Source organism: Metapseudomonas cellulosilytica (genome assembly GCF_049334135.1).
Taxonomy (GTDB): Bacteria; Pseudomonadota; Gammaproteobacteria; order Pseudomonadales; family Pseudomonadaceae; genus Metapseudomonas.
In genome coordinates, this window is the sequence record NZ_JBHZGN010000012.1 from 67,410 (window position 1) to 90,180 (window position 22,771).

The window sequence follows — 22,771 nt, forward strand, 5'->3', positions numbered from 1 at the left end:
TGCGCAACGGCTGCCCCGTCGAAAGCCCCAAGTCCTTCACAGCATGCGGCATGACTCCGCCCTGTCCGGTTGCCTGGATACCGGCCGCTCGCTAGCATCGGGCTTTCCCCTTGGCGCCCCGCCGATGCCCGCACCCCGAGCTCCTTCCCATCCCGCCGATGCCACGGCCCAGCCGCTGGACACCCGCTACCAGGTGGAAACCCCCGAAGGCATCGACCTGGTCCTGCGACCGGCCGGCCTGCTGCCGCGCGCCCTGGCCTATACGATCGACCTGGCGATCCGCGGCGCCGTGATGCTGCTGCTTTTCGTCGCCCTGGCCCTGCTCGGGCAGTTCGGTTTCGGCCTCGGGTTGATCCTGATGTTCCTGCTCAACTGGTGGTACATGGTGCTCTTCGAAGTGCTCAACCAGGGGCGCTCGCCGGGCAAGCAGGTGATGGGTCTGCGGGTGATCCACGACGACGGCACCCCCATCGGCTGGTCGGCTTCCCTGGTGCGCAACCTGCTGCGCTTCGTCGACCTGCTGCCCTTCGCCTATACCCTCGGCATACTCAGTTGCCTCATGCACCCGAGCTTCAAGCGCCTGGGTGACATCGCCGCCGGCAGCCTGGTGGTCTACCGCGACGAGAAGGCCCAGCGCCCGGAACTGCCGGAGGCGGAGCCGGAACGCGCGCCCTTCCCCCTGAGCCTCGCCGACCAGCGTGCCCTGCTCGGCTTCGCGGAACGCCAGGCCAGTCTGTCCCAGGCGCGCCGCACCGAGCTTGCCGCCATACTGGCCGAGCCGCTGGCGGTGCCACCTGAGCAGGCGCAAGCACGCATCAATGGCATCGCCCGTGGCCTGCTGGGGTCGAACGCGCCATGAAACAGAACCTCTTCGAACGCCATCACCAGGCCAACTGGAAAGCCTTCGCCGAGTTGCTCGATCGCCTCGAACGCGGCAAGGCCGACGCCCGCGCCTGCGAATCCTTTGCCGGCGACTATCGACAGATCTGCCAGCACCTGGCCCTGGCCCAGGAGCGCGGTTACAGCAGCCACCTGGTGGACCACCTGCAACGCCTCGCCATGCGCGGCCACCAGCAGTTCTACCGTCACCGCAGCCACCTCGGCGCGCGCCTGCTGGGCTTCGTCCTCGGCGGTTTCCCGCGTCTGGTGCGCGACCAGTGGCGCAGCATCGCCGCCGCCAGCCTGCTGTTCTACGGCAGCCTGCTGGTGATGGGCCTGCTGGTCCACAATTGGCCGGACCTGGTCTACAGCCTGCTGGACCCGGAGCAGGTGTCGTCGATGGAGTCCATGTACGATCCGGATGCCCGGCGCATCGGCCCCATGAGCGAACGGGACGCGGGGGACGACTGGATGATGTTCGGCCACTACATCATGAACAACATCGGCATCGCCTTTCAGACCTATGCCGGCGGCCTGCTCCTGGGTATCGGCAGCCTGTTCTTCCTGTTCTTCAACGGGCTGTACATAGGCGCCGTGGCCGGCCATCTGACCCAGATCGGCTTCGGCGAGACCTTCTGGTCCTTCGTCATCGGCCACGGTGCCTTCGAACTCACCGCCATCGCCTTCGCCGGCGCTGCTGGCCTGCAGCTGGGCTGGGCCTTGCTCGCCCCCGGCCGCCTGCCCCGTGCCGAAGCCCTGCGCCTGGCCGCCGGACGCAGCGTGCAGCTGGTGGCCGGGGTGATCCTGCTGCTGGTGATCGCGGCTTTCATCGAGGCCTACTGGTCGTCCATCCGCCTGGTGGAACCCCAGGTGAAATACCTGGTGGGCGCGGGCCTCTGGTTGCTGGTGGGGGTCTACTTCGGACTGGTCGGCAGGAGGGCCCATGCGGCTGACTGACGCCAGCGTCGCCATTCGCCCACGCAGCGCCTGGGAGGCCATGGACCTCGGCGTGCTGCTGGCGCGCCGCCACGCCGGGCTACTGATGGCCAGCTGGGCAATGGTCACCCTGCCGGTGTTCGGTCTGCTCAGCCTGATCTGCTGGAACTACCCGGGCCTGGCGATCTTCATCTTCTGGCTGCTCAAGCCGGCCTATGAACGGCTGCCGCTGTACATCCTCTCCCGCGCCCTGTTCGGCGACACGCCCACCCTCAAGGAAGCCCTGCGCGCCTATCCGCGGCTACTCAAGCCACAACTGATCGCCAGCCTAACCTGGCGCCGGCTCAGCACCACCCGCAGTTTCGATCTGCCGGTGCTGCAACTCGAAGGGCTCGCCGGTCAGGCCCGCAGCCAGCGCCTGGTGGTCCTGGGGCAACGCGACGCGGGTGGCGCGACCTGGCTGACGGTGATCGGCGTGCACCTGGAATCGGCCCTCTGGTTCGGCCTGGCCACCCTGCTCTACCTGATGCTGCCCAAACAGGTCGCGGTCGACTGGGACTGGCAACAGCTCCTGGAGGTCGCCTCGGGCGATTGGCTCTGGCTGGAGCACCTTTCCAACAGCCTCTACCTGCTGGTGCTGACGATCTGGGGCCCGGTATACGTGGCCTGTGGCTTCACCCTCTACCTCAACCGCCGCACCGCCCTGGAAGGCTGGGACATCGAGCTGCAGTTCCGCCGCATGCGCCAGCGCCTGACCGGCACCGCCTATGCCCTGCTGCTGGGGCTGGCGCTGCTGCTCAGCCAGTTGCCGCAAGCGGCCATGGCGGACGAGGCCCCGGCCTTCTGCCCCGCCCCCCAGGCGTTCCTGGATGGCCCCGACACGGAACGCCTCACCCACCAGGCGCTGACCAGCAAGGCCGCGAAGGACGCCATCAACGCCCAGCTAGACGCGCCGCCCTTCCAGAACCGCGAAACAGTCACCCGCTGGCGCCTGGGCGAGGAAAGCGCCGACCAGCAGGACACGCCCGAGGATGCGGAGGGCTGGGCCGAGTTCATCCGTAACCTGTTCAAGCTGGCCGAGTACGCCAGGAGCCTGGATACCCTCGCGCTGGTGATCAAGGTGCTGCTCTGGGGCCTGGTGATCAGCCTCCTGGTCCTGCTGCTCTGGCGTTACCGCGACTGGCTGAGCGCCTTCGCCAGCCGCCTCGGCCTACCCCAGCGCCGCCCGCGCGAAGCCCCCTCGGTGCTCTTTGGCCTGGAACTGACACCGGAGAGCCTGCCCGACGACGTCGCCGGGGAGTCCGAGCGCCTCTGGGCGACCCAGCCCCGCGAAGCCCTTGGCCTGCTCTACCGCGCCCTGCTCAGCCGCCTCCTGCACGATTTCCGCCTGCCGCTCAGGCAATCCCATACCGAGGGCGAGGTGCTGCAGTTGGTGCGTCGTCTGGAAAACACCGACCTGGAAGGGTTCAGCCAGGCCCTCATGGGACACTGGCAGAACCTGGCCTACGGTCATCGCCTGCCCTCCGCGGAACTGCACCAGAGCCTCTGCGACCACTGGCGGCGGCTGTTTGCCACAGGAGTCGCGCCATGAGCCTGCGTCCGCGCGTCCTCATCGGCGCCAGCCTGTTCCTGCTGCTGGGACTGTTGGCGATTTACATCGCCGGGCACCTGCAGTCCTACCAGGACACCGTCGAACACGGCCCATCCCCGGAGGTCACGGGCAACCCCTACCTCGCCGCCGAACACTTCCTGCGCCGGCAAGGACTGCAAGTGGCACGCGCCGATGGCCTGGACGTACTGGGCAAGCTGCCCAGTGCCGGTCACAGCCTGCTGCTGCTCGGCAGCCGCGAGCGCATGACGCCGCGCCAGGCGGATCGCCTGCTGGAGTGGGTGAGCAAGGGCGGGCACCTGCTGTTCATCGCCGAGGCCCTGTATGAGGAAAAGAAAGGCAAGAGCAGTGACCTGCTGGCTGACCGCCTGGGTATCCAGCAATTCGAAACCAAGGACCTGGACGACGACGAAAACGCTGCGCGAGAGGCGCAGGAGAGCGCCGACCAGACGGAGCAGACCGGCCAGGCCGAGGAGGTCGCTCAGGCCGACGAAACCGACGAGCCCGCCGACCAGCAGGCGGAAAACGCCAGCACCGAGGAAGACGAACAGGCCCGGATCGCAGACGACCCCTATCCCGAACTGACCAAACTCTACCTGGAAAACGAACAGGCGCCGGCCTACGCCAGTTTCGATCCGCAATTCCACCTCTACGACAGCCAGAACCGCGCCCACGCCTGGGCCAACAGCGCCAAGGCCACCCACATGTTGCAGCTGAACCACGGCGACGGCCTGGTCACCGTGCTCACCGACGGCTGGATCTGGCAGAACCGCGACATCGACAAATACGACAACGCCTGGCTGCTCTGGTACCTCACCCAGGACAGCAGCGTCACCCTGCTTTACCGCGCCGATCGCGACGGCCTGGCCACCTTGCTCGGGCGGAACTTCCCCGAGGCCCTGGTGGCCCTGGCCTTGCTCGCGGCCCTCGTGCTCTGGCATATCGGCCAACGCCAGGGGCCGCTACAGGCGCCGGCCAGTCGAGCCCGCCGGCAACTGGAGGAACACCTGCGCGGCAGCGCCGACTTCCTGCTTCGCCGCAGCGGCCAGGCCAGCCTGCTGCAAGGCCTGCAGCGCGATATCCAGCGCCGCGCGCGGCACCGCCACCCCGGTTTCGAACGCCTGCCGGTAGCCGAACAGTGGCAGGTGCTGGGTCGCCTGACCCGCTTGCCGCCCGGCGCCATCAGCCAAGCCATGCGCCCGCTGCCCCGGCAACGGCTCAACGCCGCCGATTTCACCCGCCAGGTCGCCCACCTGCAAACCCTCAGGAATGCCCTATGACGAGCGAACAGATTTCCGACCCGTCGCAACCCGAAGCCTCCAGCGCCACCGCGCCCTCGGCAACCAGCCAGCGCCAGCGCGCCAGTCAATTGGCCCAGGCCGTGCGCCTGGAACTGCAGAAGGCCGTGATCGGCCAGGCGGCGGTGATAGACGACGTTCTCACCGCCCTGCTGGCCGGCGGACACGTGCTGGTGGAAGGCGTGCCGGGCCTCGGCAAGACCCTGCTGGTGCGTGCCCTGGCGCGCTGCTTCGGCGGCGAGTTCTCGCGCATCCAGTTCACCCCCGACCTGATGCCCAGCGACGTCACCGGCCACGCCGTGTACGACATGCAGAGCGAACAGTTCAAGCTGCGCAAGGGGCCGGTGTTCACCAACCTGCTGCTGGCCGACGAGATCAACCGCGCCCCGGCCAAGACCCAGGCCGCCCTGCTGGAAGTGATGCAGGAGCGCCAGGTCACCCTTGAAGGTCGCGCCCTGCCAGTACCCCAGCCGTTCCTGGTGATGGCCACCCAGAACCCTATCGAGCAGGAAGGCACCTACCCCCTGCCCGAAGCCGAACTCGACCGCTTCATGCTCAAGCTGCGCATGGACTACCCGGCCGCCGACGAAGAACTCAACCTGGTGCGCCAGGTCAGCCGTTCGGCCCGAGCCGACATGCTCGAAGTGGCGCCCCTGCGCACCCTGCTCCAGGCCCGCGACGTGCTGGCCCTGCAGAAGATCGCCAGTGAACTCCCCGTGGACGACCAGGTGCTGGACTACGCCGTGCGCCTGGCCCGTGCCACCCGCAGCTGGCCAGGCCTGGCCATGGGCGCCGGTCCACGTGCGTCCATTGCCCTGGTCCGTGGCGGTCGCGCCCGCGCCCTGCTGCGCGGCGGCGAATTCGTGCTGCCCGACGACATCAAGGGCTGCGCCCTGGCGGTGCTGCGCCATCGCGTGCGGCTGTCGCCGGAACTGGATATCGAAGGCCTGTCCGTGGACCAGGTTCTCCAGCAACTCCTCGACCAGGTGCCGGCGCCGCGCCTATGAAGCCCTCCCGCGGATTGCTCGCGATGGTGGCCGGGCTCTTCGGCCTGGCCGTGCTGCTCGGCGCCTTGCCGGTGCTGGGCATTGGCCTGCCGGCGCAGCTGCCCACCCTCTGGTGGGGCCTGCTTTGCGCCCTGGCCCTGCTCGCCCTGCTCGACGCCTGGTGGCTGCGGCGCATGCCGTCGCCGCGACTGGAGCGCCAGCTACCGGGCAACCTCGCCCTGGGGCGCTGGAGCGAGGTGCGCCTGACCCTGCACCATGGCTATGGCCAGGCCCTGGAGGTCGAAGTGTTCGACCAGGTGCCGGACGCCATGGAATTCGAGCCGCTGCCGCAGCAGGTGGCGTTGCATCCGGGCGAGCTGACCGAGTTCGGCTACCGCGTGCGCCCGCTCAAGCGCGGCCACTTCGCCTTCCCCGCCTGCGAGCTGCAGCTGCCCAGCCCCCTTGGGCTCTGGCGGCACAGGCGCATCCTCGCGCATCCCGGCGAGGCGCGCGTCTACCCTGATTTCGCCCACCTCTACGGCGCCCAGTTGAAGGCGGTCGACGACTGGCTCAGCCAACTTGGCGTGCGCCAGCGACCGCGTCGCGGCCTGGGCCTGGAGTTCCACCAGCTACGCGAGTTCCGCGACGGCGACACCTTGCGGCAGATCGACTGGAAGGCCACCGCGCGCAAGCGCACGCCCATCGCCCGCGAGTACCAGGACGAGCGCGACCAGCAGATCATCTTCCTCCTCGACTGCGGCCGGCGGATGCGCAGCCAGGACGGCGACCTGTCGCACTTCGACCACGCCCTCAACGCCAGCCTGCTGCTCAGCTACGTCGCCCTGCGCCAGGGGGACGCGGTGGGCCTGTCCACCTTCGCCGCCGAGCGCGATCGCCATGTGGCGCCAGTGAAGGGCCCGGCCCAGCTCAATGTGCTGCTCAATGGCGTCTACGACCTGGACAGCACCCTGCGCCCGGCCGACTACGGCGCCGCCGCCGATGCCCTGCTGGCGCGCCAGCACCGCCGTGCCCTGGTGGTACTGGTGAGCAACCTGCGCGACGAGGACGACGCCGAGCTGTTCGCCGCGGTGAAACGCCTCGGCCGCCAACACCGGCTGCTGGTAGTCAGCCTGCGCGAGGAGATACTCGACAGCCTGCGCCACAGCCCGGTGCAGAACTTCGATGACGCTCTCGCCTACTGCGGCACGGTGGATTACCTCAACGCCCGCAGCAGCCTCCACGAACGCCTGGCCGCCCACGGCGTGCCCGTGCTCGACGCCCGCCCCAGCGAGCTGGGCCCGCAACTGGTGAGCCGCTACCTGGCATGGAAGAAGGCGGGAGCGTTGTAGAGACTTCGGCAGAACACTGCGCTCAGCGTGTAGCCGTAGGGTGGACAGCGCTCTTCTGTCCACCAGCGGCGCCATGCCGAACCCCGATGGTGGATCGGTGAAGCGTGATCCACCCTACGACTGTTCATCGCCCAGCCTGGTCTGTTCCCTGTAGGGGCGATTTCAATCGCCAAGGAGACCAAAGGTCTCCCCTTCTCCCGCCCAAAGAAAAAGGCGAAGCCTTCGCTTCGCCTTTCTTCATTCCACCCAGCCTTAGTGGTGCTTGCGCGGCACCGGCTTGAGCAGTTCGGTCGGGGGCATTTCGCAGTTGATCTTGCGGCCCAGCAGTTCTTCGATCGGCGGCAGGGCGAAGGCGTCGTCCTCACCGGCGAAGCTGATGGAGGTGCCGCTGGCGCCGGCACGGCCGGTACGGCCGATGCGGTGGACGTAATCGTCCGGATCTTCCGGCAGGGTGAAGTTGATCACGTGGCTGATGCCATCGATGTGGATACCGCGGCCAGCGACGTCGGTGGCCACCAGCACGCGGATCTTGCCTTCACGGAAGCCTTCCAGGGTACGAATGCGCTTGTGCTGAGGCACATCACCGGACATCTGGGCGGCGCTGATGCCGTCCTTGGTCAGGCGTTCCTCGATGCGGCGCACTTCGTCCTTGCGGTTGGCGAAGACCATCACCCGCTCCCAGTTGTTCTGCGCCACCAGGTTGTACAGCAGCTTGTACTTGTCGCTGCTGGCCACGGCGTAGACATGCTGTTCGACGGTCTCGCTGGCGACGTTCTCCGGCTCGATCTCGACGATGGCCGGGTCCACGGTCCACTGTTTGGCCAGGTTCATCACGTCTTCGGTGAAGGTGGCGGAGAACAGCAGGGTCTGGCGCTCGCCCTTGTAGGGGGTCTGGCGGATGATCTGGCGCACTTGCGGGATGAAGCCCATGTCCAGCATGCGGTCAGCTTCGTCCAGCACCATCACCTCGACCATGTCCAGGTGCACCTCACCGCGCTGGTTGAAGTCCAGCAGACGGCCCGGGGTGGCGACCAGGATGTCGCAGAAGCGCGACTCCAGCTGGCGGAGCTGCTTGTCGAAGTCCATGCCGCCAACGAAGCTCATGACGCTGAGGCCGCTGTACTTGGTCAGGGCCTGGGCGTCCTTGGCGATCTGCACCACCAGCTCGCGGGTCGGCGCGATGATTAGCGCGCGCGGCTCGCCCATGTAGCGCTCTTTCGGCGGCGGGGTCTGCAGCAGCTGGGTGATGGTGGAAATGAGGAATGCGGCGGTCTTGCCGGTACCGGTCTGGGCACGGCCGATGGCGTCCTTGCCCTTGAGGGTGTGACCGAGGACCTGGGCCTGGATCGGGGTGCAGTAGGGGAAGCCCAGATCGTGAATGGCATGCATCAGCCGCGGATCGAGGTCGAAGTCATGGAAGCGGGTCTTGCCCTCCTGGGGCTCCACCGCGAAATCCTCGAGCTTCCAGTTATCCACCGCGGCGGCCTTGGCCGGACGCTCACGGCGCGGCTTGTCGGACTTGGGTTTGTCGCTGCGGGGTTTCTTTTCACCACGGGGCGGGCGTTCGCTGGAGCCTTCGGCCTTTTCGCCGGTTTCACGAGGCGCATGTTTCGGCTTGGCCGGACGCTCTTCCTTCTCGGCACGGGCGGGGGCTGGAGCGGTAGGAGTGGTGCCGGGCTGCGGCTCTTCACCCTTGCGGAATATCTTCTTGAGTGCCTTGAGCACGGTCGTCTCGTCGATTGGTTAAGGAATGAACGGCCGCCAGTGTAAAGCAAGATGCCCGCAGGGCGAAGAGCTGCGGGCATTTGCGGGCTTGACTTGAACTAAGGGAGGGTCTCTAACAGCAACCTCCGCACATTTCCGCCCATGATCAGGGCAATCTCCGATTCACTGAAACCGGCCTCCTGTAAGCCCTGGGTCAGCTGCGCCAGGCCACTGGTATCGAATGGCGTACGGACGGTGCCATCGAAGTCCGAACCCAGTGCGACATGCTCCACGCCCACCTTGTCGGCGGTGTAGCGGATGGCTTTGACGATGGCCTTCACCGAGGTCTCGCAGACGGCGGTATCCCAGTAGCCGATGCCGATCACCCCGCCGCTGGCCGCGATGCGCTGGATATGGGCGTCGCTCAGGTTGCGGGTGCCCGGGCAGGTGCCTTCGACCCCGGTATGGGACACCAGCACCGGCCGCTCGGCGATATCCAACACGTCCTCGATCAGCGCGCGGGATGCGTGTGCCAGGTCCACCAGCATCTTTTTTTCTTCCAGACGGGCGATCACGCGCCGACCGAAGGGGGTCAGCCCGCCTTTTTCCAGCCCATGGGCGGAGCCGCCCACTTCGTTGTCGAAGAAGTGGGTCAGGCCGGCGATGCGAAAGCCCGCGTCATACAGGCGGTCGACGTTCTCCAGCTTGCCCTCCAGCGGATGCAGGCCTTCGGTGGCGAGGATGGCGGCGACGCGGTTCGGGTCCTTTTCCCAGGCCGCGAGGTACCTGGCGAAGTCGTCGCGACTGCGCACTAGGGTCAGCTTGCCCTGGCTACCGGCGGCGGCGACTTCCAACTTGTGCCCCTGGTAGAGGGCGCGCTCCAGCAGGCTGCTCCAGGTCGCGCGGGGCCAGCGCTGGGCCATGACCAGCAGGGTGACGTTGTCGGTGTCCGAGTCATTGCGCTCGTAGTTGAGAAAGCGCGGGGTCTTGGTGACGGTGGAGAACACCTGCAGGCCGACGTGGCCTTCCAGCAGGCGCGGCAGATCGCTGTGGCCGAAGTCATGGCGCTCCAGCAGGTTGCGATTCCACAGCAGGGCGTCATCGTGCAGGTCGGCGACGAACAGGGTCTTGTGCAGCTTCTGGGCCTCAATCGAGGCGTGATAGGGCGGCGGCGCGGCCACCCTGTTCATCAGGCGGTCGAGCAGTCCCGGCAGGTAGAAGAAAATGCCCAGGCCAACGACCACCAGCACCAGCAAAGCGATCAGGAGTTTGCGCATATCCAGCATCCCGGCTGTCTTGTCGTGAACGGACTTTAGCAAACAGGCGTTTGAGGGGATTGGGAAACTTCGGATATCTGAGGCGTCACGTCTGTAGGGGCGAATTCATTCGCCATGGGCGGCGCAGCTGCCCCTGCTATCCCTCTGGGCAGACCTTCGGCCTGCTTGGCGAATGAATTCGCCCCTACAAGCACAGGTCCTGCTAGCAGTCAGCCGTTCAGCCGATTACGCCCGTCCTGCTTGGCCTGGTACATCGCGCTGTCGGCGCGTGCGATCAGGCCCTGCAGACTGTCCGGTTGACGCATCTCGGCCAGGCCGATGGAGACGGTCACCCCGGGCAGCACCCCCAGCGGCGAATAGAAGGAGGAGATCTGTTCCAGGCTGCAGCGCAGGCGTTCGCCGATGGCGCGGGCCTCACCGCTACCCATCTCCGGCAGCAGGATGACGAACTCTTCGCCACCGTAGCGCGCCATGCTGTCCGTGGGCCGCAACTGACTGCGCAAGGTGTGGGCCACCAGGCAGAGGGCGTAGTCGCCGGCCAGGTGGCCGTGGTTGTCGTTGTAGGCCTTGAAGTGATCGACATCCAGCATGAGCATCGACAGTGGCTGCTCGTTGAAGGCACAACGGGTACTTTCCCGCTGGTAGACATGCTCGAGCCAACGACGGTTGAACAGCCCGGTGAGGGTGTCGATCTTCGCGTTCTGTTCGGTATCGAGAATGATCCGGTTGCCCTGGCGCACACGGTCGCAGAGCAGTTCCAGGAGGTTCTGCATCAGCTGCGGCGACTGCTGGAACAGGCTGACCAGGGATTGGCGGTGCAGGCGCAGCGCACTGGTGGGCTCGCTGGCCACCACATAGGCCGAAGGATGGTCGTCGTCGATGAAGCTGATCTCTCCCGCGCAATCGCCCGGCTCGATGGAACTCACCGGGTTGTTGTCCAGGGAGCCCAGGTACACCTTCAGCCGCCCGCTCAACACCAGGTAGAGGTACTGGTTTCGGTTGAAGGGTGACAATACGACTTCGCCCGCCTCCAGGTCGCAGGCGCGGAATTCCTTGAGCAGCTGTTCGAGACAGCCCGCGGTGACGTTCTGGAACAGACGCAGTCGGCTCAATAGAGCCAAGTCTTCTTGCCAGTGGACATGCTTCATGGCTGCAACGGCCTCGGATGGCAGTCGAAGCGGACGGCACCGCTAACGATCCCTGTCTGAGCTGTTAACCCGGTGGTGAAATTATTCCCGTACTTTTTGTCTGGCAATGCCCGCCAAAAGTTGGGCCGACAAACGGCCGGATCTCGGTAGGGAACGCGACGATTCCTGGCATTCGCCACAAATTCGCAACATTTTTCTGGGTGCGCGAAAAGACCGGAAGCCCATGGCTCCGGCCGGCAATGCGCTCCATCGATGTGGCAAAGACCAGAAGGCCGCCCCGTAGGCGGCCTCTTGCCAGTGAGTATAGATGGCCTCAGGCCATCAAGCGGAATTTCAGCGAGCAGCCCGCCATGGGCTCTTCCAGTGAAAGACGATCTCGATGTCACGCCGGGTTGCAATGGGCAGAGCGGAGGTCTGGGCCATGGCCGGTTCTGGTCCTGGGGCTGGGAGATCAGCTGTGCAGCCGTTCCACCAGCCAGGTGCCGATGTCACGGACCTGCTGCGGCAATACCTCGTGGGCCATCGGATAGTCGCGCCACTCCACGGGAACCCCGGCGGCGGCCAGGCGATCGTGGGCCGCGCGCCCCATCGCGGGCAGCACCACATCGTCGAACGTGCCATGCAGGCAAAGCACCGGCAGTTGTCGTTTTGCATCCGGCAGTTGCATGTCGTCACTGAAGGTCGGCGCGTAGGTCGACAGCGCCAGCACGCCGCCCAGCTCGCCCGGCCAGCGCAGGAAGGCGGCATGCAGGACCACGGCGCCGCCCTGGGAGAAACCGGCGAGGAAGATACGGCGCGGTTCGATGCCTGCGTCGACTTGCGCCTGCACCAGGGCCAGCACCTGCTGCGCCGACTCTTCCAACTGCGCCTCATCGATGGCCCGCTGCGGGCTCATGGCGAGGATGTCGTACCAGGACGGCATGGCCCAGCCGCCGTTGATGGTCACGGCGCGGGTCGGCGCCTGGGGCAACACGAAGCGGGTGGTGCCGAGGACATCCTGCAGGGCCTCGGCCACCGGCAGGAAGTCATAGCGATCCGCGCCCAGGCCATGGAGCCAGATGACGCAGGCATCGGCGCGGTGTGTGGGCTCCAGGATCAGTGTGTCACTCATGTGTGGCTCCGTTGTGGTGCTTCTGCACAGTTGTGGGGCAAGCGGCTAAAAAGGGGGGGATTAATAACTGAAAAATATGTCGCACGGTTAAAACTTTTCCTATTGACCTATCGGAATAGGCCTACTGGCACCTGGCTGGTACGGCCTTTGCTACTCGGCACCTGACTGATTCACAGCCTGGGGCGGTAACACAAACCCCGGCGTGCAACGGGTTGGGCGGCGACTCCGGTCGCCACCTTGCAAGCGATCATCCGGCGCCATTCATGGTGCAGGGGTGGACGCAATCCGTCTCCAGCCCATTCGACCAATGGGCGAGGAAAGGTCTGGTGGCGAGCGGAGCAGCGCCAACTAGACTCCTTCCTTAGGTCCGACACCCCGGTTGACCTTTTCCAGTGCATAAAGGTTGAACCTGCCTCACGAGGGTACGGCGGTGGGATCGAGACTCCAACACCAATAAGAGCAACTGGAGGTTTTGATGAAGATGGTGAAATCCACCCTGGCCGTGCTGACCGCGGCAACCGTTCTCGGTGTCAGCGGTTTCGCTCAGGCGGGCGCCACCCTGGACGCGGTGAAGAAGAAGGGCTTCGTGCAATGCGGCATCAGTGACGGCCTCCCGGGCTTCTCCTATGCCGACGGCAAGGGCAACTACAAGGGCATCGACGTCGACGTCTGCCGTGCTGTTGCCGCTGCCGTATTTGGCGATGCCAGCAAGGTCAAGTTCAGCCCGCTGACCGCCAAGGAACGTTTCACCGCGCTGCAGTCCGGCGAAGTCGACGTCCTTTCGCGTAACAGCACCTGGACCAGTTCCCGCGATGCAGCCATGGGCCTGAACTTCACCGGCGTGACTTACTACGACGGCCAGGGCTTCCTGGTGAACAAGAAGCTCGGCGTCTCCAGCGCCAAGGAACTCGATGGCGCCACCGTCTGCATCCAGGCCGGCACCACCACCGAGCTGAACCTGTCCGACTATTTCCGCGCCAACAACCTGAAATACACCCCCATCACCTACGACACCTCCGACGAGAGCGCCAAGTCGCTGGAGTCCGGTCGTTGCGACGTGCTGACTTCCGACCAGTCCCAGCTCTATGCCCAGCGCATCAAGCTGGCCGCGCCGGACGAGTACGTGGTACTGCCGGAAGTGATCTCCAAGGAGCCCCTCGGCCCGGCCGTGCGCCAGGGTGACGAGGAGTGGTTCGACATCGTGCGCTGGTCCCTGTTCGCCATGATCAACGCGGAAGAACTGGGCCTGAACTCGAAGAACGTCGAAGAAATGGCCAAGACCACCAAGAACCCCGACATTGCCCGTCTGCTGGGCACTGAAGGCGAGTTCGGCAAGGACCTGAAGCTGCCGAAGGACTGGGCGGTGCAAATCGTCAAGCAAGTCGGCAACTACAGTGAAATCTTCGATCGCAATATCGGTGCCGGTAGCGAGCTGAAGATCGAGCGCGGTCTCAACGCCCTGTGGAACAAGGGCGGTCTGCAGTACGCACCGCCGGTGCGCTGACCGTCTCCCGGCGGCCACATGATGTGGCCGCCGGGTTCGAGTTCCGTACAACGCGAGCCCTGGCCACCGTCCCCCATCCGGTCGGCCAGTGGTTCCCAGAGGGCTGTCATGCAAAAAAATGCCAACGCCCCGCGTGCCCCGAAAGGGTCGGTCTGGACCGATCCCAAGGCACGCGCGTGGCTATTCCAGATCATCGCGGTCATCGCGGTGGTCGCCATGGGCTGGTACCTGTTCCAGAACACCCAGCACAACCTTGAGCAACGCGGCATCCTGTCCGGCTTCGATTTCCTCGAACAGAGCGCCGGCTTCGGGATCTCCCAGCACCTGATCGACTACAACGAAAGCAACAGCTACAGCCGGGTCTTCGTCATCGGTCTGCTCAATACGCTGCTGGTTTCGGGTATCGGCATCTTCTTCGCCACCCTCCTCGGCTTCGTCCTGGGTGTGGCGCGGTTGTCGCCGAACTGGCTGATCCGCAAGCTGGCGACCGTCTACATCGAGACCTTCCGCAACATCCCACCGCTGCTACAGATCTTCTTCTGGTACTTCGCGGTGATGCTGCCCATGCCGGGGCCGCGCCAGAGCCTGGCCATCGGCGAGCATTTCTTCATCAACAACCGCGGCCTGTACATGCCGGCGCCGACCATTGCCGACGGTTTCTGGCCCTTCCTGGTCAGCCTGGGGCTGGTGTTGCTGGCGATCATCGCCGTGGCCCGCTGGGCCAAGGGCAAGCGTGAGGCCACCGGCCAGCGCTTCCCGGTGCTGATCACCTCGCTGGTGCTGCTGGTGGTGATCCCCGGACTGGTCGCCCTGGTCTTCGGCCGGCCCTTCGAGTGGAGCATTCCGGTACTGCAGGGCTTCAACTTCCATGGCGGCTGGGTGGTGATTCCCGAACTGATCGCCCTGACCCTGGCACTGACGGTGTACACCGCGGCCTTCATCGCCGAGAACGTGCGCTCCGGCATCCAGGCGGTCAGCCATGGCCAGACCGAAGCCGCGCGCTCCCTCGGCCTGCCGGCGCCGAAGATCCTGCGTCTGGTGATCATCCCGCAGGCCCTGCGGGTGATCATCCCGCCGCTCACCAGCCAGTACCTGAACCTGACCAAGAACTCGTCCCTGGCGGCCGGCATCGGCTACCCGGACATGGTCTCGCTGTTCGCCGGTACGGTGCTGAACCAGACCGGCCAGGCGATCGAGGTGATCTCCATCACCATGAGCGTCTACCTGGCCATCAGCATCAGCATTTCGATCCTGATGAACTGGTACAACAAGCGCATCGCGCTGATCGAGCGGTGAGGGCCGAGCCATGACGACACACGTATTCAAGCCCGACCAACCGCCACCCCGTCTGAGCGTGGGCGTTCTGGGCTGGTTGCGCGGCAACCTGTTCTCCAACTGGTTCAACACCCTGTTGACCCTGTTCGCCATCTACCTGGTCTGGCTGATCCTGCCACCGCTGATCAAGTGGGCCTTCCTCGAGGCCGACTGGAACGGCAGCACCCGCGCCGACTGCACCAGCGACGGCGCCTGCTGGGTGTTCATCAAGATGCGCTTTTCCCAGTTCATCTACGGCTTCTACCCCGAGGACCTGCGCTGGCGGGTGGATCTGACCGTGTGGATCGCGATCATCGGCGCCGCGCCCTTGTTCGTGCGACGCTTCCAGCACAAGGCGGTGTACGGCCTCTCCTTCCTGGCGATCTTCCCGATCATTGCCTACTGGTTGCTGCACGGCGACTTCCTCGGCATGTCCCAGGTGTCCACCAGCCAGTGGGGCGGCCTGATGCTGACCCTGGTGATCGCTGCGGTGGGCATTGTCGGCGCTCTGCCGCTGGGCATCCTGCTGGCACTGGGGCGGCGCTCGGACCTGCCGGCGATCAAGGTCATCTGCGTGACCTTCATCGAGTTCTGGCGCGGCATTCCATTGATCACCGTGCTGTTCATGTCCTCGGTGATGCTGCCGCTGTTCCTGCCGGAGGGCCTGTCATTCGACAAGCTGCTGCGGGCACTGATCGGGGTGATCCTGTTCCAGTCGGCCTACATTGCCGAAGTGGTGCGCGGCGGCCTGCAGGCCATCCCCAAGGGGCAGTACGAAGCCGCCGCCGCCATGGGCCTGGGCTACTGGCGGATGATGGGCCTGGTGATCCTGCCGCAAGCCCTGAAGCTGGTGATTCCCGGCATCGTCAACACCTTTATCGCGCTGTTCAAGGACACCAGCCTGGTGATCATCATCGGCCTGTTCGACCTGCTCAACAGCATCAAGCAAGCCACCACCAACCCGGCCTGGCTGGGCATGGCCACCGAAGGCTACGTCTTCGCCGCCCTGGTGTTCTGGATCTTCTGTTTCGGCATGTCCCGCTACTCCCAACAGTTGGAGCGCAAGCTGGACACCGGCCACAAGCGTTAGGAGTCATCCCATGACTGAAGCAAGCAAGAAAGTCGCCGGCGAGCCGATCATCCGCCTGCAGGGCGTGAACAAGTGGTACGGCCAGTTCCACGTGTTGAAGGACATCAACCTCGACGTGCAACAGGGCGAGCGCATCGTCCTCTGCGGCCCGTCCGGTTCCGGCAAGTCCACCACCATCCGCTGCATCAACCGCCTGGAAGAGCACCAGCAGGGGCGCATCATCGTCGACGGCACCGAGCTGACCGGCGACCTCAAGCACATCGAGGCGATCCGCAGCGAAGTGGGCATGGTGTTCCAGCACTTCAACCTGTTCCCGCACCTCACCGTGCTGCAGAACTGCACCCTGGCGCCCATGTGGGTGCGCAAGATGCCCAAGCGCCAGGCCGAGGAGATCGCCATGCACTACCTCGAGCGCGTGCGCATTCCGGAGCAGGCCGGCAAGTATCCGGGGCAGCTCTCCGGCGGCCAGCAGCAGCGCGTGGCCATCGCCCGCGCGCTGTGCATGAAGCCGAAGATCATGCTGTTCGACGAGCCCACCTCGGCGCTCGACCCCGAGATGGTCAAGGAGGTGCTGGACACCATGATCGGCCTGGCCCACGACGGCATGACCATGCTCTGCGTGACCCACGAGATGGGCTTCGCCCGCACCGTGGCCGACCGGGTGATCTTCATGGACAAGGGCGAGATCGTGGAGCAGAACGAGCCCCACGCCTTCTTCGACAACCCGCAGAACGAGCGCACCAAGCTGTTCCTCGGGCAGATCCTGCACTGAGGATTGGCCGTTGAATTAAAAAGGAGCCTTCGGGCTCCTTTTTTGATGGTGCGTGGAATGCCTATGTAGGAGCGAATTCATTCGCGAAATGGCCGAGCTCCGAGCCGACCGGATGCAACCCTCACCCCAGCCCTCTCCCAGAGGGAGAGGGGGCGGTTCGTGCACCGGGAATGACGCTGCACGAGCTTGTAGGGGCGAATTCATTCGCCAAGCAGCCCGCAGGGCTGCCACCTCGAACGAAAAAGCCGCGCAGATGCGCGGCTTTTTCTCCCTGGCGAAACTCACTCGCCGTAGATATCGAAGTCGAAGTACTTGGCCTGGATCTGCTGGTACTTGCCGTTCTCACGCAGGGTCTTGATGGCGTTGTTGAATTTCTCCCGCAGCGCGTTATCGCCCTTGCGCACGGCGATACCGGCGCCCTCGCCGAAGTATTTGGGGTCATTCAGCACCGGGCCGACGAACTCGTAGCCCTTGCCGTTCTCGGTCTTCAGGAAGCCCTCGTTGAGCGGGAAGACATCGGCCAGTACACCGTCCAGGCGACCCGAGAGCACGTCCAGGTAGATCTCGTTCTGGGTGCTGTAGCGCACCACCTTCACGCCCTTGGGCTCCAGCACTTCGGCGGCGAAACGGTCGGTGGTGGTGGAACGCTGGGTGCCGATGGTCTTGCCCTCCAGGCTCTTGAACTGGTCATCGACCACAGTGCCCTTCTTCATCACCAGGCGCGCCGGGCTGTAGTAGTACTTGCCGGTGAAGTCCACCGACTTCTTGCGCTCATCAGTGATGGTCATGGAGGAAAGGACGGCGTCGACCTTCTTCACCTTGAGCGACGGGATCAGGCCGTCGAATTCCTGCTCGATCCACTGGCACTTGACCTTCATTTCCTCGCACATTGCGTTGCCGATGTCGTAGTCGAAACCAGCGATCTGCCCCTCCGGAGTCTTGTAGGCGAAGGGCGGATAGGCGGCTTCGATGCCGATGCGCAGGGGCTTGTCGGCGGCGAAAACGCTGGAGGCCAGCAGACTCAGGGCAAGGCTGCCCAGCAGAACGAGTTTCTTCATGGTGCGACTCCCGCAGTACGGATGGATGCCCGCCGGCGTGTCTGGCGAGCAGGTTCGAAAATGGATTGCGAGGCAGAAGAAGACGCCGCCAGGGCTGGCCGGCATGGGATCGAAAGGGGGGATAGCTGGCTGTGGATCATCAAGGTGCGCCGCTAATTTGTACTTGTGAGTCCATACTGGACTTAAATGTACAGATCGTCAATGACCCAGAAAAAAGCCCGGCGGGGCCGGGCTTGTTTTATCGGGGCATGGAACCTTGTAGGGGCGAATTCATTCGCCAAGCGGGCCGAAGGTCCGCCCTTCAGGCTCCCATGGGGCCGCTGCGCAGCCCTTGGCGAATGAATTCGCCCCTACAGAAAAGAAGTCCGTGCCAGGTTCATTTCCAGCGCTCGGCCGCCGCCTTGTCGCTGCAGCGCCCTTCCACCCAGCGTGGGCCTTCGGCGGTGTCTTCCTTCTTCCAGAAGGGCGCGCGGGTCTTGAGGTAGTCCATGATGAAGTTGCAGGCATCGAACGCTGCCTGACGGTGGGCGCTGGCGGTGCCGACGAAGACGATGGGCTCGCCCGGTTCCAGCCGGCCGATGCGGTGAAGAATGTCCACATTGAGCAGCGGCCAACGCTCCCGGGCCTCGGCGGCGATCTTCTCCAGGGCCTTCTCGGTCATGCCCGGGTAATGCTCGAGGAACATCCCCGCCACGTCCTGGCCGTCGTTGAAGTCGCGCACGTAGCCGACGAATCCGACCACCGCGCCGATGCCCACGTTGGCCGCATGCAGCGCGTTGAGTTCATGGCCGGGATCGAAGGCGGTTTCCTGCACGCGAATGGCCATCTCAGCCTCCGGTAACGGTGGGGAAGAAAGCGACCTCGTCGCCATCGGCCAGCGCCTCGTCCAGGCTGCACAGCTCCTGGTTGCGGGCACACATCAGGTTCTGCTCGGCGAGCACCTCCCAGACGCCGCCGCGGGCCAGCAGGTGCCGGCGCAGGTCATCCAGCCTGGCGAACGCCGAGTCCCAACTGAGCTGCTCGCCATCGATACCGAGCGCTTCACGGTAACGGGCGAAATACTGCACGCGAATCATCATTGCTCCCCGGCCTGGTAGTGGCCGCTCTTGCCGCCCAGCTTCTCCAGCAGACGGACGTTTTCGATGGTCATGCCGCGGTCCACCGCCTTGCACATGTCATAAATGGTCAGGGCGGCGACGCTGGCGGCGGTCAGCGCTTCCATTTCCACCCCGGTCTGCCCGGCCAGCTTGCAGCGGGCGACGATGCGCACGCAGTCATCGCCTTCCGCTTCCAGTTCCACCTTGACGCTGGTGAGCATCAGCGGGTGGCAAAGGGGGATGAGGTCGGAGGTCTTCTTCGCCGCCTGGATGCCGGCGATGCGCGCCACGGCGAACACGTCGCCCTTTGGATGGCCGCCGGCCTGGATCATGGCAAGGGTTTCCGGGCGCATGCGCACACGGGCTTCGGCCGTCGCCTCACGGGAGGTCACCGCCTTGTCGGTGACGTCGACCATGTTGGCGCGACCTTCGGAATCGAGATGGGTAAGCACTGCAAGTCTCCTCGGGGCAGGAGACAGATTGTATACAGAAACCCGAACCGGGCGGCAGTTGCCGCCCGGCGGGAGTTGAAGGTCACATGTGGGCTTCGGCGAACTCGGCCAGCACGGAGCGCGGCACACCCTGCAGGGTGATATGCACGCCGTGGGGGAAGTCCTTGAAGCGTTCGGTCAGGTAGGTCAGGCCGGAACTCGGCGCCGAGAGGTAGGGCGTGTCGATCTGCGCCAGGTTACCCAGGCAGATCACCTTGGACCCGGTGCCGGCACGGGTGATGATGGTCTTCATCTGATGCGGCGTCAGGTTCTGGCACTCGTCGATGATGATCAGGCTCTGCTGGAAGCTGCGTCCGCGGATGTAGTTCAGGGATTTGAACTGCAACGGCACCTTGCTGAGGATGTAGTCCACGCTGCCGTGGGTGTTCTCATCGTCCATGTGCAGGGCTTCCAGGTTGTCGGTGATCGCCCCCAGCCAGGGTTCCATCTTCTCCGCCTCGGTACCGGGCAGGAAGCCGATCTCCTGGTCCAGACCCTGCACGCTGCGGGTGGCGATGATGCGCCGGTAACGCTTGCTCACCATGGTCTGCTCGATGGCCGCGGCCAGCGCCAGGATGGTCTTGCCCGAGCCCGCCGCGCCAGTGAGATTGACCAGGTGGATGTCCGGGTCCAGCAGCGCGTAGAGCGCCAGCGCCTGGTACACGTCACGCGGACGCAGGCCCCAGGCTTCCTGGTGCAGCAGGGGTTCCTGGTGCAGGTCGAGGATCAGCAGCTCATCGGCCTTGATGCCCTTGATCCAGCCGACGAACCCCTGCTCGTCGACGATGTACTCGTTGACGTGCACCGCCGGCAGGTTGTCGGTGAGCTGCACCCGATGCCAGGTCCGACCGTGGTCCTGGCGGGTCTCCACCTTGCTCACGCGGTCCCAGAAGGAGCCCTGCATGTCGTGGTAGCCACGGGACAGCAGGGACACGTCGTCCACCAACTGGTCGGTGTGATAGTCCTCCGAGTCGATTCCGCAGGCCCGCGCCTTCAGGCGCATGTTGATGTCCTTGGTCACCAGCACCACGGACATGCCCGGTTTGCGGCTCTTCAGCTCCACCAACTGGTTGATGATCTTGTTGTCGTTGAGGTCTTCCGGCAGCCAGGTGATCGGGGCCGCGCGCTTGCTCATGAGAATCGAGAGGAAGCCACAGGGGCCGCTCTTTTCTCGCTGGATGGGTACACCGTGCTCCACTTCCTCGGGGGTGGCACCGCTGAGGATCTTGTCGATGTTACGGATCGCCTGCCTGCATTCAGCGGCAACGCCCTGTTTGCCTGTCTTGAGCTTGTCCAGTTCCTCCAGCACGGTCATCGGGATGGCCACGTGGTGTTCCTGGAAATTCAACAGCGCGTTGGGATCATGGATCAGGACGTTGGTGTCGAGCGCGTACAAGGTTGGAGCGGTAGGGCTGGAGCGTCCGTGGTCATCCATACTCGGTCACCTTCTTATAGGGCCAGGCGACGGAATGCCAGACAGGCTCTCCGCCGCGGAGGGCCGCCGACCTCCCCGTTCCGGGTCATGCCGGGCTGGGGATGGTGCCAACAAGGTGAGGGCCGATGGCCGCCACCTGTCTGCAGGGTTCGGCGGTCTGTTTTTTTAATACTCCATTTGGGATGACAGAAAAAAGAACTTTTTGAACGGTCTGGATCTTTTTTCACATCAGGAAAAAAAGACCTTGGCGTGTAGAAAAGCGCCCGTTAAAGTCGAAAGTCCCCTCCCCGCGAATCTCATCCTTCTCCCCGTCGGCCCGCCCCAGGGGTCCTGACCTATCGGCGGGATAGCTGGAGCCGAATGCGGCAAATCCCTAGAATCGCCGCATTCCCGAAGGAGACGATTCGATGCTGTTGGTGATTTCCCCCGCCAAGACCCTGGACTACGAGACCCCGCCGGTCACCCCGCGCCATACCCAACCTGAATTCCTCGACCACGCCCAGGAGCTGATCCAGCAGTTGCGTGAACTCAGCCCCGCGCAGATCGCCGAGCTGATGCACCTGTCCGACAAGCTCGCCGGCCTCAATGCCGCGCGCTACGGCAGCTGGCACCCGGACTTCACCCCGGACAACGCCAAGCAGGCCCTGCTGGCCTTCAAGGGCGACGTCTACACCGGCCTCAACGCCGAGGACTTCAGCGAAGCCGATTTCGACTTCGCCCAGCAGCACCTGCGCATGCTCTCCGGTCTCTATGGCCTGCTGCGCCCCCTGGACCTGATGCAGCCCTACCGCCTGGAAATGGGCACCAAGCTGGCCAACGCCCGCGGCAAGGACCTCTACGCCTTCTGGGGCGAACGCATCAGCGGTTGGCTGAACGAGGCCCTGGCCGCCCAGGGTGACGACATCCTGCTCAACCTCGCCTCCAACGAATACTTCAGCTCGGTGAAACGCAAGGCACTGAACGCCCGCATCATCGACACCGAGTTCAAGGACCTGAAGAACGGCCAGTACAAGATCATCAGCTTCTACGCCAAGAAGGCCCGTGGCCTGATGGCCCGCTACGTGATCAAGGAACGCCTGCGCGACCCGGAAGGCCTGAAGGACTTCAACTACCAGGGCTACCGCTACTCGGTCGAACATTCAGGGCCCGACAGCCTGGTGTTCCTGCGCGAAGAGCCGCAGGACTGAAGCAAACGAGCCCCGCCCTTTGGCGGGGTTTTCGTTTGCGGCCCGGGATAAAGCTCGAAAGCCCTTCGTAGGGTGCGCCGTGCGCACCGCCTCCTGCGGTCAGGCGGCAGCTGGAAACCGATGCCAATAGCCTTGGTGCGCACAGCGCACCCTACCGTCCGGTCCGCGACATCTCCCGCCGAGCAGCATCGGTCCGATTTTTCGTACGGCCGTTCCGTGCCACTTGATTGATATTAAAAACTCAATATCACTTCAAGATCATATCGCCTGCATAATCTGGAATTTCATGCTGGCCAACTTGAATTCCAATAGTGGCCAACTTGCAAAATGCAATCACCGAAAAATTGCATTTTGCCTTGCGTGGAACTTTTCCAGAGCCGCCCCGCTCTGAGAGTGCCAGCAAGATGAAAGCGGCCATAGTCAAGAAATTGCAATAAATCAAATTGGGGACGAACGGTAGGAACTATCCGAAAAGCCGGACACTCATACCCCCCGTGACCTAATTCCTCGCACCATGTTTCGGTGC

Annotated in this window: 20 protein-coding genes; 11 read left to right on the plus strand and 9 right to left on the minus strand. The window is 64.5% G+C overall.

Features of this window, described 5'->3' with window-relative positions:
* Nucleotides 1-124: 124 nt before the first annotated feature.
* The 6 genes from ACFW0H_RS16630 to ACFW0H_RS16655 are packed head-to-tail and all read left to right on the plus strand — an operon-like array spanning nucleotide 125 to nucleotide 7,057.
* On the plus strand, nucleotides 125-859 hold the full coding sequence (locus ACFW0H_RS16630; RefSeq protein ID WP_422914972.1) for an RDD family protein: 735 nt from the start codon (nucleotides 125-127) through the stop codon (nucleotides 857-859).
* Nucleotides 856-1,836 (plus strand): stage II sporulation protein M, encoded by a 981-nt coding sequence (locus ACFW0H_RS16635; protein WP_422914973.1) that lies wholly within the window; start codon nucleotides 856-858, stop codon nucleotides 1,834-1,836. Before ACFW0H_RS16630 ends, ACFW0H_RS16635 begins: the two co-directional genes overlap by 4 nt.
* Nucleotides 1,823-3,406 carry a DUF4129 domain-containing protein gene (locus ACFW0H_RS16640; protein WP_422914974.1) on the plus strand — a complete coding sequence of 528 codons (1,584 nt, stop codon included), beginning with the start codon at nucleotides 1,823-1,825 and terminating at the stop codon, nucleotides 3,404-3,406. Before ACFW0H_RS16635 ends, ACFW0H_RS16640 begins: the two co-directional genes overlap by 14 nt.
* Nucleotides 3,403-4,704: a DUF4350 domain-containing protein gene (locus tag ACFW0H_RS16645; protein WP_422914975.1), complete on the plus strand. Its 1,302-nt coding sequence runs from the start codon at nucleotides 3,403-3,405 to the stop codon at nucleotides 4,702-4,704. The genes ACFW0H_RS16640 and ACFW0H_RS16645 overlap by 4 nt, the downstream gene beginning before the upstream one ends.
* Complete coding sequence (locus ACFW0H_RS16650; RefSeq protein WP_422914976.1) at nucleotides 4,701-5,729, plus strand: AAA family ATPase; 1,029 nt, start codon at nucleotides 4,701-4,703, stop codon at nucleotides 5,727-5,729. Before ACFW0H_RS16645 ends, ACFW0H_RS16650 begins: the two co-directional genes overlap by 4 nt.
* Complete coding sequence (locus ACFW0H_RS16655) at nucleotides 5,726-7,057, plus strand: DUF58 domain-containing protein (protein ID WP_422914977.1); 1,332 nt, start codon at nucleotides 5,726-5,728, stop codon at nucleotides 7,055-7,057. The genes ACFW0H_RS16650 and ACFW0H_RS16655 overlap by 4 nt, the downstream gene beginning before the upstream one ends.
* Before the next feature lie 252 nt (nucleotides 7,058-7,309).
* On the opposite strand, the gene rhlB is transcribed toward ACFW0H_RS16655, so the two are convergent.
* The 4 genes from rhlB to ACFW0H_RS16675 form a co-directional block, all read right to left on the minus strand.
* Nucleotides 7,310-8,782: an ATP-dependent RNA helicase RhlB gene (rhlB, locus tag ACFW0H_RS16660; protein ID WP_422914978.1), complete on the minus strand. Its 1,473-nt coding sequence runs from the start codon at nucleotides 8,780-8,782 to the stop codon at nucleotides 7,310-7,312.
* Nucleotides 8,783-8,880: 98 nt separating this feature from the next.
* A complete protein-coding gene (locus ACFW0H_RS16665) occupies nucleotides 8,881-10,038 on the minus strand; it encodes a dipeptidase (RefSeq protein ID WP_422914979.1) in 1,158 nt (385 codons plus the stop codon).
* Nucleotides 10,039-10,247: 209 nt separating this feature from the next.
* Nucleotides 10,248-11,186: a GGDEF domain-containing protein gene (locus tag ACFW0H_RS16670; protein WP_422914980.1), complete on the minus strand. Its 939-nt coding sequence runs from the start codon at nucleotides 11,184-11,186 to the stop codon at nucleotides 10,248-10,250.
* 451 nt (nucleotides 11,187-11,637) lie between these two features.
* Complete coding sequence (locus ACFW0H_RS16675; RefSeq protein ID WP_422914981.1) at nucleotides 11,638-12,297, minus strand: alpha/beta hydrolase; 660 nt, start codon at nucleotides 12,295-12,297, stop codon at nucleotides 11,638-11,640.
* A 475-nt stretch (nucleotides 12,298-12,772) separates the two neighbouring features.
* On the opposite strand from ACFW0H_RS16675, the gene ACFW0H_RS16680 reads away from it, so the two are divergent.
* The 4 genes from ACFW0H_RS16680 (at nucleotide 12,773) to ACFW0H_RS16695 (ending at nucleotide 16,977) form a co-directional block, all read left to right on the plus strand.
* Nucleotides 12,773-13,801, plus strand: coding sequence for an amino acid ABC transporter substrate-binding protein (locus ACFW0H_RS16680; RefSeq protein WP_422914982.1), 1,029 nt, complete (start codon nucleotides 12,773-12,775; stop codon nucleotides 13,799-13,801).
* 108 nt (nucleotides 13,802-13,909) lie between these two features.
* Complete coding sequence (locus ACFW0H_RS16685) at nucleotides 13,910-15,097, plus strand: amino acid ABC transporter permease (protein WP_422914983.1); 1,188 nt, start codon at nucleotides 13,910-13,912, stop codon at nucleotides 15,095-15,097.
* A gap of 10 nt (nucleotides 15,098-15,107) precedes the next feature.
* On the plus strand, nucleotides 15,108-16,205 hold the full coding sequence (locus ACFW0H_RS16690) for an amino acid ABC transporter permease (protein WP_422914984.1): 1,098 nt from the start codon (nucleotides 15,108-15,110) through the stop codon (nucleotides 16,203-16,205).
* 10 nt (nucleotides 16,206-16,215) lie between these two features.
* A complete protein-coding gene (locus ACFW0H_RS16695; protein WP_422914985.1) occupies nucleotides 16,216-16,977 on the plus strand; it encodes an amino acid ABC transporter ATP-binding protein in 762 nt (253 codons plus the stop codon).
* 281 nt (nucleotides 16,978-17,258) lie between these two features.
* Here the strand turns inward: ACFW0H_RS16695 and ACFW0H_RS16700 are convergent, their stop codons facing one another.
* The 5 genes from ACFW0H_RS16700 to ACFW0H_RS16720 form a co-directional block, all read right to left on the minus strand.
* Nucleotides 17,259-18,035: an ABC transporter substrate-binding protein gene (locus tag ACFW0H_RS16700; protein WP_422914986.1), complete on the minus strand. Its 777-nt coding sequence runs from the start codon at nucleotides 18,033-18,035 to the stop codon at nucleotides 17,259-17,261.
* A 376-nt stretch (nucleotides 18,036-18,411) separates the two neighbouring features.
* A complete protein-coding gene (gene moaE, locus ACFW0H_RS16705; protein ID WP_422914987.1) occupies nucleotides 18,412-18,861 on the minus strand; it encodes a molybdopterin synthase catalytic subunit MoaE in 450 nt (149 codons plus the stop codon).
* A gap of 1 nt (nucleotide 18,862) precedes the next feature.
* Nucleotides 18,863-19,111 (minus strand): MoaD/ThiS family protein, encoded by a 249-nt coding sequence (locus tag ACFW0H_RS16710; RefSeq protein ID WP_377693613.1) that lies wholly within the window; start codon nucleotides 19,109-19,111, stop codon nucleotides 18,863-18,865.
* A complete protein-coding gene (gene moaC, locus ACFW0H_RS16715; RefSeq protein WP_422914988.1) occupies nucleotides 19,111-19,584 on the minus strand; it encodes a cyclic pyranopterin monophosphate synthase MoaC in 474 nt (157 codons plus the stop codon). The genes ACFW0H_RS16710 and moaC overlap by 1 nt, the downstream gene beginning before the upstream one ends.
* 82 nt (nucleotides 19,585-19,666) lie before the next feature.
* The gene (locus tag ACFW0H_RS16720) at nucleotides 19,667-21,058 is read right to left on the minus strand and encodes a PhoH family protein (RefSeq protein ID WP_422914989.1); all 1,392 of its coding nucleotides are present in this window, start codon (nucleotides 21,056-21,058) and stop codon (nucleotides 19,667-19,669) included.
* A gap of 407 nt (nucleotides 21,059-21,465) precedes the next feature.
* Here ACFW0H_RS16720 and yaaA point away from each other — a divergent pair, with 407 nt between their 5' ends.
* Complete coding sequence (gene yaaA, locus ACFW0H_RS16725; protein ID WP_422914990.1) at nucleotides 21,466-22,245, plus strand: peroxide stress protein YaaA; 780 nt, start codon at nucleotides 21,466-21,468, stop codon at nucleotides 22,243-22,245.
* Nucleotides 22,246-22,771: the final 526 nt, after the last annotated feature.

Bases quoted from the DNA above. Each gene is read 5' to 3' on its own strand.
- ACFW0H_RS16665 (WP_422914979.1), bottom strand. From the start codon at position 10,038: ATGCGCAAACTCCTGATCGCTTTGCTGGTGCTGGTGGTCGTTGGCCTG.
- moaE (WP_422914987.1), bottom strand. From the start codon at position 18,861: ATGGCCATTCGCGTGCAGGAAACCGCCTTCGATCCCGGCCATGAACTC.
- ACFW0H_RS16645 (WP_422914975.1), top strand. From the start codon at position 3,403: ATGAGCCTGCGTCCGCGCGTCCTCATCGGCGCCAGCCTGTTCCTGCTG.
- ACFW0H_RS16655 (WP_422914977.1), top strand. From the start codon at position 5,726: ATGAAGCCCTCCCGCGGATTGCTCGCGATGGTGGCCGGGCTCTTCGGC.
- ACFW0H_RS16675 (WP_422914981.1), bottom strand. From the start codon at position 12,297: ATGAGTGACACACTGATCCTGGAGCCCACACACCGCGCCGATGCCTGC.
- ACFW0H_RS16690 (WP_422914984.1), top strand. From the start codon at position 15,108: ATGACGACACACGTATTCAAGCCCGACCAACCGCCACCCCGTCTGAGC.
- ACFW0H_RS16710 (WP_377693613.1), bottom strand. From the start codon at position 19,111: ATGATTCGCGTGCAGTATTTCGCCCGTTACCGTGAAGCGCTCGGTATC.
- ACFW0H_RS16720 (WP_422914989.1), bottom strand. From the start codon at position 21,058: ATGGATGACCACGGACGCTCCAGCCCTACCGCTCCAACCTTGTACGCG.
- ACFW0H_RS16635 (WP_422914973.1), top strand. From the start codon at position 856: ATGAAACAGAACCTCTTCGAACGCCATCACCAGGCCAACTGGAAAGCC.
- ACFW0H_RS16630 (WP_422914972.1), top strand. From the start codon at position 125: ATGCCCGCACCCCGAGCTCCTTCCCATCCCGCCGATGCCACGGCCCAG.
- ACFW0H_RS16695 (WP_422914985.1), top strand. From the start codon at position 16,216: ATGACTGAAGCAAGCAAGAAAGTCGCCGGCGAGCCGATCATCCGCCTG.
- ACFW0H_RS16640 (WP_422914974.1), top strand. From the start codon at position 1,823: ATGCGGCTGACTGACGCCAGCGTCGCCATTCGCCCACGCAGCGCCTGG.
- yaaA (WP_422914990.1), top strand. From the start codon at position 21,466: ATGCTGTTGGTGATTTCCCCCGCCAAGACCCTGGACTACGAGACCCCG.
- ACFW0H_RS16670 (WP_422914980.1), bottom strand. From the start codon at position 11,186: ATGAAGCATGTCCACTGGCAAGAAGACTTGGCTCTATTGAGCCGACTG.
- ACFW0H_RS16685 (WP_422914983.1), top strand. From the start codon at position 13,910: ATGCAAAAAAATGCCAACGCCCCGCGTGCCCCGAAAGGGTCGGTCTGG.
- ACFW0H_RS16700 (WP_422914986.1), bottom strand. From the start codon at position 18,035: ATGAAGAAACTCGTTCTGCTGGGCAGCCTTGCCCTGAGTCTGCTGGCC.
- ACFW0H_RS16680 (WP_422914982.1), top strand. From the start codon at position 12,773: ATGAAGATGGTGAAATCCACCCTGGCCGTGCTGACCGCGGCAACCGTT.
- ACFW0H_RS16650 (WP_422914976.1), top strand. From the start codon at position 4,701: ATGACGAGCGAACAGATTTCCGACCCGTCGCAACCCGAAGCCTCCAGC.